11 protein-coding genes and 2 pseudogenes are annotated in these 16,698 nt (G+C 59.1%); 6 read left to right on the top strand and 7 right to left on the bottom strand.

Annotation, left to right across the window (positions count from 1 at the left end; translation table 11 throughout):
- Nucleotides 1-7: 7 nt before the first annotated feature.
- Nucleotides 8-250 carry a hypothetical protein gene (locus M0D64_RS32660; RefSeq protein WP_266260843.1) on the top strand — a complete coding sequence of 81 codons (243 nt, stop codon included), beginning with the start codon at nucleotides 8-10 and terminating at the stop codon, nucleotides 248-250.
- Nucleotides 251-718: 468 nt separating this feature from the next.
- Here M0D64_RS32660 and M0D64_RS32655 read toward each other — a convergent pair whose 3' ends face one another.
- The 3 genes and pseudogenes from M0D64_RS32655 to M0D64_RS32645 form a co-directional block, all read right to left on the bottom strand.
- Complete coding sequence (locus tag M0D64_RS32655) at nucleotides 719-1,816, bottom strand: acyltransferase (RefSeq protein WP_266260842.1); 1,098 nt, start codon at nucleotides 1,814-1,816, stop codon at nucleotides 719-721.
- A 1,136-nt stretch (nucleotides 1,817-2,952) separates the two neighbouring features.
- Nucleotides 2,953-3,240, bottom strand: coding sequence for a hypothetical protein (locus M0D64_RS32650; protein ID WP_266260841.1), 288 nt, complete (start codon nucleotides 3,238-3,240; stop codon nucleotides 2,953-2,955).
- 64 nt (nucleotides 3,241-3,304) lie between these two features.
- A pseudogene (locus tag M0D64_RS32645) lies at nucleotides 3,305-3,523 on the bottom strand (hypothetical protein); the annotation flags it as partial.
- 42 nt (nucleotides 3,524-3,565) lie between these two features.
- On the opposite strand from M0D64_RS32645, the gene M0D64_RS32640 reads away from it, so the two are divergent.
- Nucleotides 3,566-4,378, top strand: coding sequence for an IS5 family transposase (locus M0D64_RS32640; RefSeq protein WP_154568023.1), 813 nt, complete (start codon nucleotides 3,566-3,568; stop codon nucleotides 4,376-4,378).
- On the opposite strand, the gene M0D64_RS32635 is transcribed toward M0D64_RS32640, so the two are convergent.
- Nucleotides 4,338-5,813 (bottom strand): methyl-accepting chemotaxis protein, encoded by a 1,476-nt coding sequence (locus tag M0D64_RS32635; RefSeq protein WP_301717706.1) that lies wholly within the window; start codon nucleotides 5,811-5,813, stop codon nucleotides 4,338-4,340. The genes M0D64_RS32640 and M0D64_RS32635 overlap by 41 nt on opposite strands.
- Before the next feature lie 1,043 nt (nucleotides 5,814-6,856).
- Here M0D64_RS32635 and M0D64_RS32630 point away from each other — a divergent pair.
- The 4 genes and pseudogenes from M0D64_RS32630 (at nucleotide 6,857) to M0D64_RS32615 (ending at nucleotide 11,707) form a co-directional block, all read left to right on the top strand.
- Nucleotides 6,857-8,041, top strand: a complete 1,185-nt coding sequence (locus M0D64_RS32630) for a tetratricopeptide repeat protein (RefSeq protein ID WP_266260840.1) — start codon at nucleotides 6,857-6,859, stop codon at nucleotides 8,039-8,041.
- Between the two features lie 501 nt (nucleotides 8,042-8,542).
- A pseudogene (locus M0D64_RS32625) lies at nucleotides 8,543-8,885 on the top strand (copper resistance protein CopC).
- A 92-nt stretch (nucleotides 8,886-8,977) separates the two neighbouring features.
- Entirely contained in the window at nucleotides 8,978-9,805 is an 828-nt protein-coding gene (locus tag M0D64_RS32620) for a CopD family protein (protein ID WP_367619675.1), read from the top strand.
- A 993-nt stretch (nucleotides 9,806-10,798) separates the two neighbouring features.
- Nucleotides 10,799-11,707, top strand: a complete 909-nt coding sequence (locus tag M0D64_RS32615) for a hypothetical protein (RefSeq protein WP_266260839.1) — start codon at nucleotides 10,799-10,801, stop codon at nucleotides 11,705-11,707.
- Nucleotides 11,708-11,863: 156 nt separating this feature from the next.
- Here M0D64_RS32615 and M0D64_RS32610 read toward each other — a convergent pair whose 3' ends face one another.
- The 3 genes from M0D64_RS32610 to M0D64_RS32600 all read right to left on the bottom strand — a co-directional run bounded on the left by M0D64_RS32610 (nucleotide 11,864) and on the right by M0D64_RS32600 (nucleotide 16,552).
- Nucleotides 11,864-12,652 carry a hypothetical protein gene (locus M0D64_RS32610; RefSeq protein WP_266260838.1) on the bottom strand — a complete coding sequence of 263 codons (789 nt, stop codon included), beginning with the start codon at nucleotides 12,650-12,652 and terminating at the stop codon, nucleotides 11,864-11,866.
- A gap of 262 nt (nucleotides 12,653-12,914) precedes the next feature.
- Entirely contained in the window at nucleotides 12,915-14,594 is a 1,680-nt protein-coding gene (locus tag M0D64_RS32605; RefSeq protein WP_266260837.1) for a bacteriophage N4 adsorption protein A, read from the bottom strand.
- Entirely contained in the window at nucleotides 14,591-16,552 is a 1,962-nt protein-coding gene (locus tag M0D64_RS32600; protein ID WP_266260836.1) for a glycosyl transferase family protein, read from the bottom strand. Before M0D64_RS32600 ends, M0D64_RS32605 begins: the two co-directional genes overlap by 4 nt.
- Between the last annotated feature and the right edge of the window lie 146 nt (nucleotides 16,553-16,698).

Below are 16,698 nucleotides of genomic sequence, written 5' to 3'. Positions count from 1 at the left end.
TGAGGCCTTGATTCAGCATTTCAAAAGCGACCTCGCCCGAACGTGGAACGCCTGGTGTTTGACGGCAGCCAGCATGCGAAACAGCGGCAGCGATATTGCCTCGCCCCTTCTCCTACCCGCGCGTGCGCTGTGGATCGATCCTCTGGATCGGTCAGGGACCTTTCTGGCCCGCATTTTTATCCAAAAAGGGACTCAACTTTACTTCGCGATCTACCGCAACCTGCTGTTTTATAAAGAAACTCACCGCTAGAAATCACGGCAAACTACCCGAAATACTATCGAGTCTTAACTTTACTTCTCGAAACGCACCATATTTACTTCGGTTGACGTTATTAGTCCCCCAACCGTTAGCCATTCAATCCCTCAGCAACTGACTGCAGAGCGGTTAAGGAAGGTTGCGTCGACCCACTTGAATCATCGCCACCCTTTCGACGGGGGGGCTCATCGGAGCCCAACGCCATCCATCAACTCGGCCACGAGCCAGCGAGAATCCGAGGTGCCCGGCCAGTTTAGGCTGCGCGTCTTTTTGCTCCAGCACCGACTTTCAGCCGCATATCGTTACGAGATCTGCGCGAAACGCCCGCGTCGAGTCTGCTTAGTTAAGCAATCGCCGCACTTACGGTCACTCCCACCGTAGCACTCAACTAACTCTTCAGCGAACATTAATCTACCAATCGCTTCAATCAACGATTGAGCGCGGCCTTGTTCCAACGTTCGCTCATGCAGTCGCGGGCGGCGCATCGGTGGTGTGCTTGCGTAGCCGTTGCGACAACAGATGCGCCGGACGTTCGACGAATCGGTAAAAACCATAGCTCAGCGCTAAAGCGAGCGCCATCTGAACGAACCAGGCTGAGCGCGTCGATGGATCGTAATGCATCGCTTCAAGCAGCGACAGCGTCGTCTTGTGGCATAAATACAGGCTGTACGACCACGCACCCAGACTCGCGAGCCACGTCCAAATGCGCGTGGTGGGCGGCGTCATCGTTTCGACCGCAATCCACAGCGCCGCGAGGAACTGGAACGTTGGCAGCGTTATGTCGGACGTGATGTACGGAATGAACGCCGGTTTCGAGGTCGACGTTGACGACACGGTCATGATCACCGCACCCGCCGCGACAACCACAATTCTCAATAGCACAAGCCTCGTCTGGAACACGCCAGCAAATCCATCGATCCCACTTTTGAGCAGCATCGTCAACCGCGAGAAAGCACCTTGCACCAAAAACCGGTGCGCATTGCGTTGCGTCTCTGCGATCAGGCAACCGGAAATCCAGCCAGCCGAATAGACTAGTGCCGTGCCGGCTACGCCATAGGTCTCGTAGACGCAGTTGTCGCAGGCAGGGTGGCTAAACAGGCGAACAGCCGCCACCATGATCCCTCCAAGCAGCGCGCTGCCCACGATTAATTCGCCAAGAAAGCGAAAGCGCGCACGCAGCACGGGATAAAGCGCGTAGTAGACCATCTCACAATACAGCGACCAGAGCACCGAGTTCAGATAGTTGGTGCCGGTCCGCAGAGGCTGCACGAGAAAAAACAAAATGACGAGCGGAATGCCGATCCGCGCGAATCGCGATGCGTAATAGTTGATCGGTTTGAGCACCGCTTCCCGGTGATACCCACCGTGAATGCAATAACCGGAGATTACGAAGAACACAATCACGGCAGCGGGCCCGTCGAAAATCGCAACGGATAGCTTCCACAGCGCGGTGCCTACAAATTCGAGTTGTGTCGGTAAGAAATCGGTATAGACAGGAGGATGGAAGTGGAAAATCAGAACCCAGAAGGCGGCCAAAAACCTGAGCGCATCTATCTTCACGGACTTTCCGTGGATTGGCGTACGCGATGTCTGTATATCCGGTTTCATGAGTTGACCACTCTTGCGTGGGAGGCGGCGGAAATGAACGAGGCGTGGTGGTGAGCTGGCACCCGGCAGCCGTCCGAATCAACGTGGCGCCACCAGTGGGTAACGCAAAACGTGTTCACGGCGGGTTCCACGGGTGTAATTTCTCGCAATGAACAGAGCTCGTCTGTGTGGCCGACCACCAATCAGCAACCGGCGACGCGCGTTCGCGTCGTCAGGCAATATGACGATTGCCGCGGATTCCCTCGTTGACCACCACGCGCGCGGGCGCACCTGCCGCCTTGAGCCGTTCAGCGAGCAAATTTGGCCAGCGATGGTTGACTGAACAATTCCGAACGTGATCTTTAACCGTGCGTAGAGGCACCGTAGCTAGCCTTCGAGTGACCGTCTTGTGGAAACGCGAGCGACGCTTGTGGGTCGCTTTCTGCCGATCGCAGCTTTGCGAGGTTCGCATTGCGTATGTCCTTTGCATGAGGCAGTGCGCGGCCAGAAGGCGACATTCCACGTAGACACCAAACTCTTCGACAATCTGACGAATTTAACGCAAATGGTGCTGCGCGCAGTTAAGGGATTATTTTATTGAAGCACTCCTGCGGACCCGAACAATTTAACCAAAGTCCTTAGAATGATGAGAGACCCAAAAATTATGACTAACATCCAGAGCAGAGGAACTATGATGGTCTTCCGCCTGCTTCCTGCACTATCGAACATAACAAAATTACTAACGTTGGGGTATCGCTTAAGGCGAAATGGAAGTGTCACCATTGCAAAAATGGCGAGTAATAAGCGAATGTTGCCCCATCCTGACGACCATGGCGGAATATTCTGCGATTTGTCGAATGCGTGAAAATAAAAAAACACCAGCAAGCACAGTATTAGAAATACATCCAATCCATATCCGGCTATTCTTTTCATTACTGCCCTCACGCTATTGTTCCTTCGCAGATTCCCCGTGCTGCTTCATGGCGGCTGGCTTGTCGTGCGTACACCTATCAATCGATAGACATGGCTGCCGATCCTGCGTTTGATCGAATGGGTTGCCGACATACGGTCCGCGACGCTGCCAGACCGGAAGGCGTCAAAACGCTTCTTCAAATGTCCGGCGGCGACTTGCCAGCGAGAAGGTGGTCGATGACCGATTCACCGTGTGTGAAGGCGGCACGCTGTGCGTCGCCGTGACCTTCATATCCGACGACAGCGGTGACCTTGAACACCGTAAACTTCGAACCCGGATCGCCATCGTCGGCACGGCGAATCCGTACCGCGGCGTCGTACCCGGGACCATCGCGCATATTCTTACTTCCGTGCTTGTCTGCTTCGCGGGGATAAACCAGTGCTTCCATCTCGTACCCGCGATAGCTGCGCAGCATTCCGGTCATGATCGTCTCCCAATCGTCACGATCAACAGCATACGCTTCGCCGACACCTTATATTTGCGCTGATTCAACGTCCGCTCGCTAGCTGTAGCGGCCCCACCTTGAAAAAAGAAATCCGTTGTTTCAACTCGACAGTCTGCCGAACCAGTGAGGCCGCAGCGGCCGATGCCTGCTCGACGAGGGCTGCGTTTTGCTGCGTAACCTCATCCATAAGCGAGACTGCCTGATTGACCTGCTCGATGCCCGTGCTTTGCTCGCGGGATGCGCCTGATATTTCGTTCATTAGAGCGTGTTAGGCACTTCGTGTCAGACCTGGTATCCTGGCGGCATGAGAAAAGCAGACCGCAAAGGGTATCCGAGTGATGTGTCGGACGAAGAATGGAGCTTCGCGGCACCGTATCTGACACTGATGGACGTCAGCGCGCCGCAGCGCAAATATGAGCTACGCGACATGTTCGATGCGTTACGCTGGATGGCTCGGGCCGGCGCGCCCTGGCGGATGCTACCCAATGACTTCCCGCCGTGGGAGTTGGTGTACCAGCAGACCCAACGCTGGTTACAGGCAGGCTGTTTTGAGCACATGGTCTGCGACCTGCGCTCGATAATACGCGTGGCGCAGGGACGGCAGGGACAACCCAGCGCCGTCATCCTGGATGGCCGCACATTGCAGTCAACCTGCGAGAGTGGTCCACGCGCGGGCTATGACGGTTATAAGCGCAAACGCGGCAGCAAAGTCCATATTGCGGTAGACACCCTGGGACAGTTGCTGGCAGTGCATGTGACACCGGCCAATGAACAGGAGCGCGCACAGGTAACAGAACTTGCGCGTCAGGTTCAGCAGGTAACAGGACAAACAGTCAAAGTGGCTTTTGCGGATCAGGGATACACCGGCGAAGACGCAGCACAGGCTGCACGTGATGAAGGCATTGAACTGCAGGTGATCAAACTGCAGGAAGCCAAAAAGGGCTTTGTCCTGCTGCCCCGGCGGTGGGTGGTCGAGCGCAGCTTTGGCTGGCTTAACCGATTCCGCCGCCTCGCGCGTGATTATGAAAGGCTACCCGAAACACTTGCCGGGTTGCATTTCGTGGTCTTCGCGATGCTCATGCTCGTTCACGCAGTGCCGGTACTTCAAAGTGCCTAACACGCTCTAGCGCCGTAACGCGTGCAACGGTCGTGCTTACCTGTCGCATGGAATCGCCCGCTCCCTGAGCGAGCGACGCGCCGCTCGTCACCCGTTCATTGGAAGTCAGGATCAGATCCTTGATTTCTTTCGCTGCCGCCGCACTGCGTTGCGCCAGCATGCGGACCTCTGACGCTACCACTGCAAAGCCCCGACCCAACTCGCCCGCACGGGCGGCCTCGACGGCTGCGTTCAGCGCCAGTATGTTGGTCTGAAACGCTATCCCCTCGATGACGCCGATGATGCTGCCCATTTGCTGGGCGCCCATCGCCAGTTGATTCATCGTTCCGGCGACACGACCTACCTCTGCGCTACTCCCGATGGTTGCTTCGGACGCCGCGTTCGCCAAAGTGCTCGCCTGCATGGCATTCTCGGCCGTGTGTTTAACGGTGGCCGTCAGTTGCTCCATGCTTGCCGCCGTTTCTTCCAGGGACGCAGCCTGCTGTTCCGTTCGCCTTGACAAGTCATCGTTGCCGGCTGAGATCTGGGCCGACGCCGTCGCGACAGACTCGGCGGTCTGGTGAACATGCCGGACGACGTCAGACACCCGCTCGTTCATGCTTCGCAAGGCGTCGAGCAATTGTCCCGTTTCGTCAGTCCTGTCGACGGTAATTTCGCTCGTGAGGTCACCATTTGCAACTGCCCTGGCGACGGTCACGGCGGCCCCGATGGGGCGGGTGATGCTTCGGGTCATGAAGAAGGCAAGCAGCGTTGCTGCAATCAGCGCGGCAATCGTGACCACCACGACAGCGACTTCTGCGACTTGCGCCAACTCCGTAATCGTCGCGCCCTGTTCCTTCGTGCGCTGTATGACGATCTGGATCAGTGCATCCAGCGCCATGCCGATCGGCTTGTCTGCGCCGGCGACACTCCTGTCCCGGACATCAATTGCTGCTCCCGACGCGACAAGCGGAGACAGTCGGTCCATCGACGCCCGATAGCCTGTCGTTGCGTCAAAAAGCACTGCACTTGCCCTCTGTTCATCTGCACCGAGATGCCCTCCGGTTTCGAGCGCTTTGACCGCGGCGTCGATGTCATCCAGGTTCGCCAGAAACTTCGCCTTGTAGTCGCCCCCCCGAAGCACATAGTCCTTGTAGTTATGAACGGCGTCGCCGAAAGTGCCTTTTGCGTGCTGCAGAATCTGTAGCCTCGTGAGGGTGACCGATTCAAAATCGGTCCATTCATTTGTGATTCTCGTGAGCTTGACGAATGCCGTCGCGCCGAGCACCACAGTGAGGAAGGCTGCCAATGAGAATGCGATTGCGAGTCGCACTCCGATGCGGAGATTTCTGAAACGACGGAAAATACCTCTCATGATTTGTCCATCTCCTGTCGTGAGAACCGGGGATTTTTTCGGATGAGTCGCCGTTGGTTTCATCGGATCGCTCAGACTCAAAGCGGATTCCGGCGGTGTGCCACGCACCATGTATTACGGCATATTTCCGCTCAACCTTGAGATAAAGGAATCCCAGGAGGTCGCAGGCAAAGGGTTGCGACTGGATAATTTTTGTGTCAGGTTTTCCTGGCAATAGACGAAGTTAACTCAGGGGCGTGAGGTGGCCTGGCTACCCTTCAGGCAGTGCTCAGGAATTTCTGCTCGCATTTTCGACATCCTGCCGGATTAATCGACAGCACTTCCTCCGGACATCTGGCGAAAGTCTGTTGTCCAGTTTCGAGTCCTCTCCGGGGAGGTTGCTGCACTTCGGTTCTGTGTGTGGTACGCACATCATTGCTGAGTGCCCCGAACAGCCACACATCGTCTTGCGAGACGCTCCTTCGCAAATCGGATGTACACACGCTCGCAGCGCCCAGCGATGGGGGCATCGAGAAACAGGGCAGGAGGTACAGTCTTCGTCTGCTATGAAAAAAGTCGAGCGTCCCTTGTGGGTCGCGTGCTACCGATCGCAGCATTACGAGGTTCAAGTTGCGCATGCCCTTTGCATGAGACGGCACCCGGCCGAAACCGGACCCTCGCGAAGGTCCGGTTTCGGGTGCCCTATTTAAGGGGCCATGCGGGCCTTGGCGGCAAGCTCCTCGCTGCGCCACCGCGTGGTCGACGCAGGCCTGCTTGGCAGCATTAAAGCGGTTCGCATGAAGTGACGCCACAACGACGTTGACAACCGCCGCTTTTTTCCCGCCAGTAGGGCGCTTACCCCACGCCGAAGTAAGGTGGTGACCCATGCCAAGCTTCAACGCTTGCCTGCACAATTTAAACAACAACGACACGAACGACAACAGCGACAAGCCACCCCCGATCCCCCCTCGCACACGTCATTTGAGGTAAACGGATTGCAATGTTTGCAACGCTAACTTTTGTTGTTGTGATCTGCTCCATATTGAAGCGCCGATCCGGGGCAACCGATGCTGCGCATACATATCTTGAAGCTGGATGAATAGCAGCGCGTAGGCCGAATCTTATTCGGTCGTGCAGAGGGCGTGATGGGCATACGTTCGTGGTTAACGGAGTTTCTCAACAAGGGCTATACAGAACAGACTAGCGCGCGTCTGCACAGTGCTCTGTCTAGTTACCGTGTGGCGCAGGGCATCATCGGGTGGCTCGTGGGCGATTCGCCACAGCGGGAAGATCAAGACGGCTGGCTGCGGGACCAGCGGTTGCGCCTGTTGATCGATCGTGGCCTTGCCCTGCGCGACACCGGCGACAACCTGGCGGCGCTGGCCGCCTACACCCAGGCCATCGCCATCCTGGAGTCCCTGCGCCAGCAGCTGGGCGTGCAGTTCACCCCCGACATGGCCGATAGCCTGGCCACAGCGTACAAGAACCGCGGCGATGCCCTGTGCGACACCGGCGACAACGTGGCGGCGCTGGCCGCCTACACCCAGGCCATCGCCATCCTGGAATCCCTGCGCCAGCAGCCGGGCGCGCAATTCACCCCCGATATGGCCGACAATCTGGCTGGGGCGTACAACAACCGCGGCGACGCCCTGTGCGGCACTGGCGACAACTCGGCGGCGCTGGCCGACTACGCCCAGGCCATCGCCATCCTGGAATCCCTGCGCCAGCAGCTGGGCGTGCAGTTCACCCCCGACACGGCCGATAGCCTGGCCACAGCGTACAAGAACCGCGGCGTTGCCCTGCACGAAACCGGCGACAACCCGGCGGCGCTGGCCGCGTACGCCAAGGCCATCGCCATCTGGGAGGCCCTGCGCCAGCAGCTGGGCGTGCAGTTCACCCCCGGCATGGCCAACTATCTGGCCAAGACGTACAGGTTGCGCGGCGCTGTCCTGCGCGGCACTGGCGACAACCCGGCGGCGCTGGCCGCGTACGCCCAGGCCATCGCCATCTGGGAGGCCCTGCGCCAGCAGCCGGACGCGCAGTTCACCCCCGACATGGTCCTCAGTCTGGCCCTGACGTATTTGAACCGCGGCGTTGTCCTGTACGGCACCAGCGACAAACCGGCGGCGCTGGCCGCGCACGCCCAGGCCATCGCCATCCTGGAATCCCTGCGCCAGCAGCCGGGCGCGCAGTTCACCCCCGATATGGCCAAGAGCCTGGCAGTGGCGTACGACGTTGCCACGTCGATGGGGATGTCGGTGGGTGACCGTAGCTCTCGGCAACCAGGGATCATAGCTTGGCTAAAACGCGCAAGTCAGCGAAAACGTTAACCAAAGTTCCTGATAACAGCAGTCCTGTGCAGGTTTCGGCAACGATGGATCAACGGGATAGCGTTGCCGAAACTGGCTCTCACCTCGCCTTTCTCACCTGGGCGCATGCAAGGCGAGCTTTGAGAATCCTGCCCAGCGTGTTCGCTTCGGCGGATTTGCTCGCTTATGACCGATAGGAAATGCGCGACCGTCCGCTTTCCGTTGCTCGACCGCTATCGCCCATACTACGAACATCGAATGGCGGCCTGATCCGGCCGGAAGGCCAATTCAAACGGCGAGGGGCGGGACTCTCTGTCTAGCTCAATAGTCAGCCAAGCCGCGGCAAGATTTCGTCATCGGGAAACAGGTGCATTCCCGTGACAACGCTCGCGATACCGTCCAGATCCGGGAACAATGTTGCCTCCGTGACGCCCGCTGTCTTCAGCTGCAGGCGTAGCTTTACCTGGGTGACGTGCTACCCAACTCCGTAGGTAAGCCGCTTTTCGGCAAAGGAGACTAGAAATGAGCGTCTTTAATCGTCTTCGACGAGGCTGCGGCGCAGTGGCTATCGTGAGCGGCGTCCTGATACCGTCCGCCGGATTCGCGCAAACGCAGTCACCCTCCGCGGGCGCCGAAGTGCCCGCGCCGGAGAACGTAACGGTCGTGTTCGATGGTCCACTCGAACCGGCATTCAGCTCGCTGACCGTCAGCAATTCGACGGGTAAGCAGGTGAATACGGTGAAGGCGCAGGTCGATCCACGTCGTGTAGCCCCCGTTGCCGCCGGACAAGTACACGGTGCATTGGGTGGTCGTCGCCTCCGATGGACACCGTACGGATGGCGACTGTTTGTTCAGGGTGAAGTAGTGGACCCTGCGACAATAACCGGTTCGATCATCGTGGCCGCCATCGCGAACGTACTGTTCGCGTGTGCAGTGGGCGCCTGTCTTGCGGTGTTGATGCTAGACAATGCATCGCCGCGCATGCAGAGCCGGTTGCAACGGATCGTAGCCGTTTGCGTCGTCACGTTGATCGTTGCGGATATCGCCAATTTGCTGTTTGAGACTGCACTGAAGAGCGGGTCGGCGCCGGGTGCCGATTTTTCGGTGCTAATCCCGATGCTGACCCAATCGCATTACGGCGCAGCGTGGTCTACAGGACTTGTCGCCCTGATCGTGTGGGTGCTCCTGTCGGTGGCGCCGCGAGCGTTCGGGCGGCCGGCCCGGATGACTGTCGCGCTGCTCGCCGCAGCCGTGTTCGCGTTTAGCAAGGCGGCCTCAAGTCATGCGGCCGGCGCCGGCGACTTTTCGCTGCCGGAGTGGATTCACTGGATGCATATTTGCGCGACGGCAGCCTGGGGCGGGCTCGTGATCACGAGCGGACTCCTCGTGCTGCCCGGGCTGCGGGCCGAAGCGAGCGGAGAAGACCTCGCGCACTTCGTCGGGCGCCTGTCCGCCGCTGCAGCCTTCGCATTGCTCGCGGTCCTCATCACAGGAATTTACAACGCCAATCGCGGACTGGCTGGCTCTCTCGTGCCGCTCGCACATAGCGACTGGGGGCTCATCCTCAACGCTAAAATTGGGCTTGTCAATGCAGCGATCGTCCTGGGCGGAATCAACCGGCTGGTTTACCTACCACGCATACGGCGCGCAGCATCGCACAGTGCTGCGGCGTCTTCGTTCCAGACGATTCTGAAAGCGGAGGCAGTCGTCATGATCGGCATCCTGTCGACCGCCGCTGTACTCGCCCACACAATACCGGGCTCGCACCCCAGCGGGTGGTCGTGAATTGACATCTCCGCTCCGCTAAATGCTCGGTTGTCGGCGGTTATTGTCATCGGCGAACCCGCTGGCCTCAAGACAACTCGTGGCACCCGATGCCGCGCTCACCCTGGAGAAGCAAGATGAAATCGAACCTCAAATGAACACCTGCGACAACTGCACCACGCGGAAGTCTGCACCCTTTCAGGTCAGGGCAGATCCTGAACCCCTATGCGGGCTATTACCGCGTGCCATTCGCTTTTTCCGCGTTCTCATTCCACTTGCCCAACAGCTCCCCTTGCGGATCACCTGCAGTAGCCAAATCACTGGCGTGGGCGGACATTTGGACTTACCACGATCCCGTTCGTGCCGACCCGATACTGCCGGGCCTATCCGTTTAGCATCTGTCTATTCCCCGATGGCTCCACGACGACGTGCTTCCAGCATGAAGGGAAGCAACCGGCCATCTACCATTTTGGTCAGAGCCTTGCAGCAGCATGGGCTCTTTCGGCTTAACGAGGATTCCGTCAGCAGTTCACTTACGTTGTGCATGCGGAACTTGCCTCGCCCCCACACCGCACGGCTGCTGGTAGTGTCGGCTCCTTCACTGTCGCCAGGGTGAACCGTCTTCTGAAGGGTACTTTGTCCCCGGAGCTCGTTACCAATCGCGCACGTCCGGGTAGGCAACTGCTGGTCGTACAGCAGATCACCGCTTCAACCTCCTCTATTCCAGTTGTTGAATGTGACAAGGCAAGAAAGAGCTTTGCCATCTACTACATGCCGCATAACGCGCGGCTGACCGTGACACGTGTCGCACCAACAACGTGACCATACCCACCGGACTGCCCGCAACTCCCCCGACATGCTTGCCCGCATGCCTATGCTTCTATCATCTGACAATTACCCCGCATTCCGCTGTTAAAATCGCGCTTTTTTTGACTTCAGCGAGGAGTGGATGTGATTGTGAAACTAACAAGGTCATTATCGGGTGCGGCAGTTGCCGCGAGTGTTGCGTATGCCATGCTGATGCCCCTGTCCCAACCTGCGCAAGCGCAGGTCGAACCCCTGAAGGCTCCCGTCTATGGCGTGACGCTGGACGACCTGACAAAGCTGGACGCGATCGTCGCATCGCTGAGCAACCTGCCGTATCGTCCAACCGTTCGCGTTGTGTTCGATCCGGGCACGTCGGCGGCGGATTACTACGCGCCTCTGTTGCGCCTGCACGCGGTCGCGAATGTCATGGGCGAAGTGATGGATTCGTACTACTTTCCGACCGACCTTTCCACATACAAAGCGAGGACGCAGGAGTTGGTGTCGACGCTGAAGAACACGGTCGATGTGTGGGAGATCGCGAACGAGATCAACGGCGAATGGCTACGTAACGATCCGAGCGGCACGACCACGGTGGTGAATTCGGAAGAGACCCAAATTGGTCAGATGGTCGCGGCGGCAAACACGATCGTCAAATCGGCCGGCGGCAAGACGGCCGTCACGCTCTACTACAACGACGACAGCAAGGGCAACAACTGCTGGGAAAAACCGCAGGATTATTGGAAGACCTGGCCGACATCCTTCCTCCCCGCAACGGTGCGGCAGGCCGCCGACTACGCCCTTTTCAGCTACTACCCGTATCAGGATTGCCCGGGGCTGTCGCCGTCCTGGAGCGCGGATTTCAAGGCACTCGAAACGATTTTCCCGAACGCCAAAGTTGGATTTGGCGAAATCGGCACTTCCGACACCGGCGCGCCGGCCTCGGTGCAGCAGAACCTGATCAAGACCTATTACCCGATGGTCGACAGCATGGCCGATCCGAAGTTTATCGGCGGCTTCTTCTGGTGGTATTACGCAGAGGAAATGATCCCATATTCGACCAGCACTTACTGGCAATTGCTGCGCCAGACCATCATCCCCCTGAAAGCGCCCGCCTGAGGCGAGTCGCCCGATGACCAAGCCGGACATCGGGTGACCGTCCGATGACGCAACATGGAAGAAGCCTGTTCGGCGCAGCCGCGCCGGACAGGCCGGAGCCGCCCAGACGTCCCTCGCTCCCTCCTGATTCCGCCCCAATAATCGGTCTTCGAAGCGTCAATGGCTCGACTCCTGCCGTGCCGAAGCGTTTGGCGCCAGTTCGCGAACGAGCGTGTCAGACACGTAGTGCGGACCGTCGAACAGCCAGGCAGAGTAACCGCCGTAGGCCTGCAACTGCACCCTCAATTCGTCAGCGGTTGCCGGGCGGAAGGTGTTCTGTCCTGACGGTCGAAAAGCCTCGGCGATCACGCGCACGCGTCGTTTTCCCAGACGGGACGAAAGCGCATCCAGGTAGTTCCGCGCGACATAGGGCTCGCGTGCGTACACGCCACAACCATCCTGGAAGAACACGCCCACGTCCGCCGGCAGCCAGGATGCGAGCCAGTCTGCCAGCGCTTCTCCCCCAATATTGGATCGATCGTAGACCGTTACCCAAAGAGGGTGCGGTAGCCGTTGCAGAATCCCGGCGAGCCTCGGCGCATCCTGCCATGTCGGATCGATCTCGACGGGGAAGTAATAGCCGGTCACGTGCAGCGGGGTGGGCAGACGCGCAACCGCTGCCGAGAGATCGGCGAGCCTGGCTACATTGGCGCGCGCCCGCTTCTCATCCTGGTACCCGGCTAGCCCGAGGATCACGTTGCGTGCCCAAGGCTCACGGCTGATCCGCTCGAGGTCCGGAAGGTGTGCGGCGACAGACATCCCGGCGTTGACAACGAATGAAGTATCGTCGACGACGATCCACTGGATCAGCAGATCATGCACGCCCAGCAATTGCCAGTTCCCTACGGGACGAGCCGTTGAATTGTCCGTCTGCCAGACGATGCCATCAACGTGAACGTCGGGCATCGTGCAACTGCACCCAGCTGCCAGTAGCAGAGCACCCACAGCCGCCATGAGTTTGGCCCGACAGCACGAAAGCCGGCGTGTTATGGCCGGCATCCGATACCGGGTTCGCATCAATCGAACCCAACGGCGGCAGCATCCGCGAGTCTTCAGAGTCGCCTCGAACGAACGCTCTTTCATCGTTGGATCCCGGCATGAATTTTTTCCCTTCATCGCAGATCGTCAGGCCGATGCGTCGAAGACGGGGCCGCCCTCTTGGGTAATTTCAAAACCACAGCGTTGCGCGCACCACCAGCCCGCGCGCGCGCGTCGCAGAGGTCAGCGGAAAGCGGTATTGCACCGTCACGTCGGCCCAGCTTGCAGGCGCGCTAAATCGACTCTCGCGAAACCAGAAGCGAAACTGAATGCCGGGCCCGATGCCAATCGCTGTTTGATTCGTCTCGCGGTTGTCGTGATCGCCTGCGAGCGCGAGGTGAGGATAGACCGTCAGGTGGTCGCTTATCGCAGGCAGCCGCCATGTATGTCCGTAACGCAGTTCCGAATAGATGATATATCGCCCCGCGCTGACAAAGTACGCCGCTTCTGCGTAAGCTTGCCAACTGCGCCAGCTCGGCTCGGTCACCCGTAAATCCGTACCGGCTTCTGACGAATAGCCAATGCGCGCCAGCCAGTCGTTCACTGAAAGGTTGCCGACGCGGATCAACCGCTCAGCGGTGAACACCACATTCTGGTCCGCGATGGGCTTGTAACGCGCGCCGACGGATGCTTGTACTGTCGGCCCGCCCGTCACGTTGCCCGAGCCATCGTAGGCGGTGCCATAGCCACGAACAAAGAGCTGAAAGATTCGCCCGTTCTGGTAACCGATCTTCGGCGGTTGCCAGTACGCCTCGATACCAGGCTGCAGCACGCTAACCGTGCCTTGCGGGCCGAACGCGGCGCCCTGGTATGGCACACTGAGTTGGAAGCCCCACCTGCGCTCCAGCTGCTGGACTTCCCGGCGATAACCGAACTTGCGCTGCTCATCGAATGAACCCTCGGTTTCGTCTGCATCAAGACTGCGCTTGAAGTATTCGATGGCTTTGTAGTTTTCCCCGATGCGCTTCGCGGCATACCCGGCATCTGCCAGGTTGCCCGCGTTCCCGGCGCCGCCGGCAAAGCCTTGCCGAAATGCTTCGAGCGCCGTGTCGTCCTTGCCCTCGCGCAGCAGGTCATAAGCCTTCTGAAGCATTTTCATTGCCGTATCGTCCGTCGGCGGCGGCTGCTGCGCGAGCGCGATCAGCTCGGCTGCGCTTTGCCTGTCTTCATCCGTTGATGCGTGACTTTGGGCAAGCTCGGCCGCATGAATCGCCCCCTGCCGATCACCGTTGCGCAGCCGCAGTTGCGCGATCCGGATCTGTACTGCCGTATCCGGGTCGTCCTGAAGCGGCAGCAGTGCTTCGCTCGCCTCATCGGGATCGTGCGCAGCGAGGGCGCTGTCGGCGAGAGCGAGACGCAGGTTGCGCTGCTCCGCCGCATTCCATTCGCCGGTCTCGAGGGCGGCCTTGAAGTCCCGCACCGCGACGTCATAACGCCCTTCCCTCTGTGCGAGAAAGCCGTGCTGAGCCAGCACGCGACCGCTCGTGGGGAAGCGCAGAAGCAACGCCTCGGCCTGCGCGTCGGCCTGCTCGATCTTTCCTTCCCGGATCAGGACGTCGAGCAGCAACAATCCGAGCTGTTGGCTCGTAGGCTGCACCTTGAAGGCACGCGACGCGAAGTTCTCTGCGCGCGGCAGGTCGCCTGCGTCGATCGCCTTATACGCGGCGTCCGCGAGGCGGTAGGCTCTCGGGACAAGCGTCTCGGGACCGTTCGCCTGCGCGTGGAACGCGATCGACATGAGGGCCGCCAGCCCGCTCATCCGGATATGCAGGCTCAAGCGCGCTGCGCGTGTTTTTTTTGTGTGTTTCATGCGCCCCCCCCGGATTGTTCTGCTGGCGGGACGTGCTGGAAACAAACTCCCTCCCTGCCGCGTGCGCGTTCAAGCTCGACAAAACGCGCGTGCCGCGCCAGTTCCTGGGCGATTTCGGCGTCGCTTGCAATGAAGTAGGCAACATTCGCATTTGAGCCGCGCCGCATCAGTTCCCGCTGGTCCACGGTGAGCGGGCTTCCGATCGCCACATTCAAGGTTCCGTCTTCCGAGGTCGAAAAAGGAACCGCCCGATAGGTGTACTGCAACTCGAACGCGAGCGAATCCGCAAAGTGGCCGACGGCCACATTGGCGAGGCTTACGCGCGGCAGCTCGGCCTGTTCCGCGAGCGCATCGGCCAGCGTTTCCGCGCTAATCGCGTCGCTCTCGATGAGCAGTTCCCCAAGGTGCCTGCCGCTGCTGACCTGCCGCTCGAGACACGCCTGCAACCGGGCCTCCGTCAACACGCCCCATGCAACGAGAATCTCGCCGAGCTTGCGCCGCGCCCTTCCCAGCTCCTCGTTGGACAAATAGGTGTGGCTGGTCTTGTCCCATGCAATCGGCTTGCCGGTCGCGAGATGCCCGATGAAGATACGCCATGCACGACAGACCGCGAAGAAATTGATCAGATTGTTGACGAACAACCTGGGTAGCGACAGCAGCCCCTGCAGCGGCCCGTTGAGTTTACTGACGAAATAGTATCGTTCGCCCAGGCGGACGAAGAGCATGGCCGCATTGATCGACAGCAGCGGAAAAATCGACTGCCCCAGAACGCCCACCGGAAGGCTGGAGTGGACCACATACCCGGTCTTTTCTAGTACGGCGAGCAAAACGAAATTGACCAGCACGCCGTAGGCGATCACGGAAAATACCGACGTCACCATGCCCTTCCGATCGCGGAAGAACATATAGCGCGCGCGCCAGTCGCCTTTCCAATGCAACTGCTGCCAGCCCTGGAAGGCAATGCCGAGAATCCAGCGGGTACGCTGGCGATACGCTGTGCGAAACGTGCTCGGAAAATATTCGCGCGTCGCCAGAAGTTTGCATGCCCTGGTACGTCGGCCGGCGCGGCTCGGTGCGGAATCGCTCGCGGCTTCCGAAATCGGGAAATGCGCGAACGTCTCCTTCATTCCCAACGCCCTCAACCGAAAACTGAAATCGTAGTCTTCCGTGAGCGAGTCTGTGTTGAACGGACGGCCATCGCGTTCCACCATCACAGCTTCGATTGCCCGACGGCTGTAGCACGATGCAACCCCCGCGCCCGGGACAATGCCGGTCAGACGCTGACGCGACGGAATCTCCTTCTGATGCATCTCGCTGAAATCGTCCATGTAGGTGCCGGCAACGAACTCGTTCCACTTGCGCGGCAGTGACAGGACGGGCAACTGAACAAGGTCATTGTCCGCGACTGCATAATTGAAGTATTTCAGTTCGATGGGATGAATCACGTCCTCGCAGTCGTGCATCACCACGCCTGCGAAGCGGATGCGATGCGTCTCTTCAAAACGCAAGATGGCGGCGAGGATCCAGTTCAGGCAGTCGGCCTTGCATGTCGGTCCGTCATTCAACACCGTCGCACGCGTGACCCGGCCAGGATAGCGCCGCACCATGCGCTCGACTTCCGCGGTTGTTTCCGGATCATTGTGATAAGTGCCGACGAAAATCACATAGCGCTTGTACTCCATGGTCGCCAGCGTATTTTCGACCATCCTGGCGATCACGTCGTATTCTTTCCAGGCAGGCACCATGATCGCCAGATGGTGCTCCTCCAGGGAACGCAACATCTCCAGATCGACAGAGGCGGCCTTTTCACCACGCAACATCCGACCGATCTCGAATCCCCAGTAATAGACATCCAGAGCAAGATCGTCGAGCGTGCTGACGAAAATGATGAGCGCAGTCAATAACGCAACGGCGTTCAACCCGTCCAGATACGCAAGCCAAATAGATGTTGCGAGCATTTTGGCCTCACCGATTCCAGATTTTTATCGACGCGGTGCTATCCGTGCCGTTTCGATGCAGGGAAACTACCCCTGCCCCCCAATATCCCAACAGGACCCAACGAGAAACGCTCGCGGCTCAACGTGACGATCCATCGACGTTTATG

The organism is Paraburkholderia sp. WS6 (assembly GCF_030464835.1).
GTDB lineage: Bacteria > Pseudomonadota > Gammaproteobacteria > Burkholderiales > Burkholderiaceae > Paraburkholderia > Paraburkholderia madseniana.
Note: the sequence above shows the minus strand (reverse complement) of the source record. Positions and strands in the feature narration are given on the sequence as shown.

Excerpts from the sequence above, each read along its gene's own strand:
- M0D64_RS32650 (WP_266260841.1), bottom strand. The coding sequence starts at position 3,240 with ATGACCGGAATGCTGCGCAGCTATCGCGGGTACGAGATGGAAGCACTG.
- M0D64_RS32640 (WP_154568023.1), top strand. The coding sequence starts at position 3,566 with ATGAGAAAAGCAGACCGCAAAGGGTATCCGAGTGATGTGTCGGACGAA.
- M0D64_RS32630 (WP_266260840.1), top strand. The coding sequence starts at position 6,857 with ATGGGCATACGTTCGTGGTTAACGGAGTTTCTCAACAAGGGCTATACA.
- M0D64_RS32620 (WP_367619675.1), top strand. The coding sequence starts at position 8,978 with ATGCTAGACAATGCATCGCCGCGCATGCAGAGCCGGTTGCAACGGATC.
- M0D64_RS32615 (WP_266260839.1), top strand. The coding sequence starts at position 10,799 with ATGCTGATGCCCCTGTCCCAACCTGCGCAAGCGCAGGTCGAACCCCTG.
- M0D64_RS32610 (WP_266260838.1), bottom strand. The coding sequence starts at position 12,652 with ATGCCCGACGTTCACGTTGATGGCATCGTCTGGCAGACGGACAATTCA.
- M0D64_RS32605 (WP_266260837.1), bottom strand. The coding sequence starts at position 14,594 with ATGAAACACACAAAAAAAACACGCGCAGCGCGCTTGAGCCTGCATATC.
- M0D64_RS32600 (WP_266260836.1), bottom strand. The coding sequence starts at position 16,552 with ATGCTCGCAACATCTATTTGGCTTGCGTATCTGGACGGGTTGAACGCC.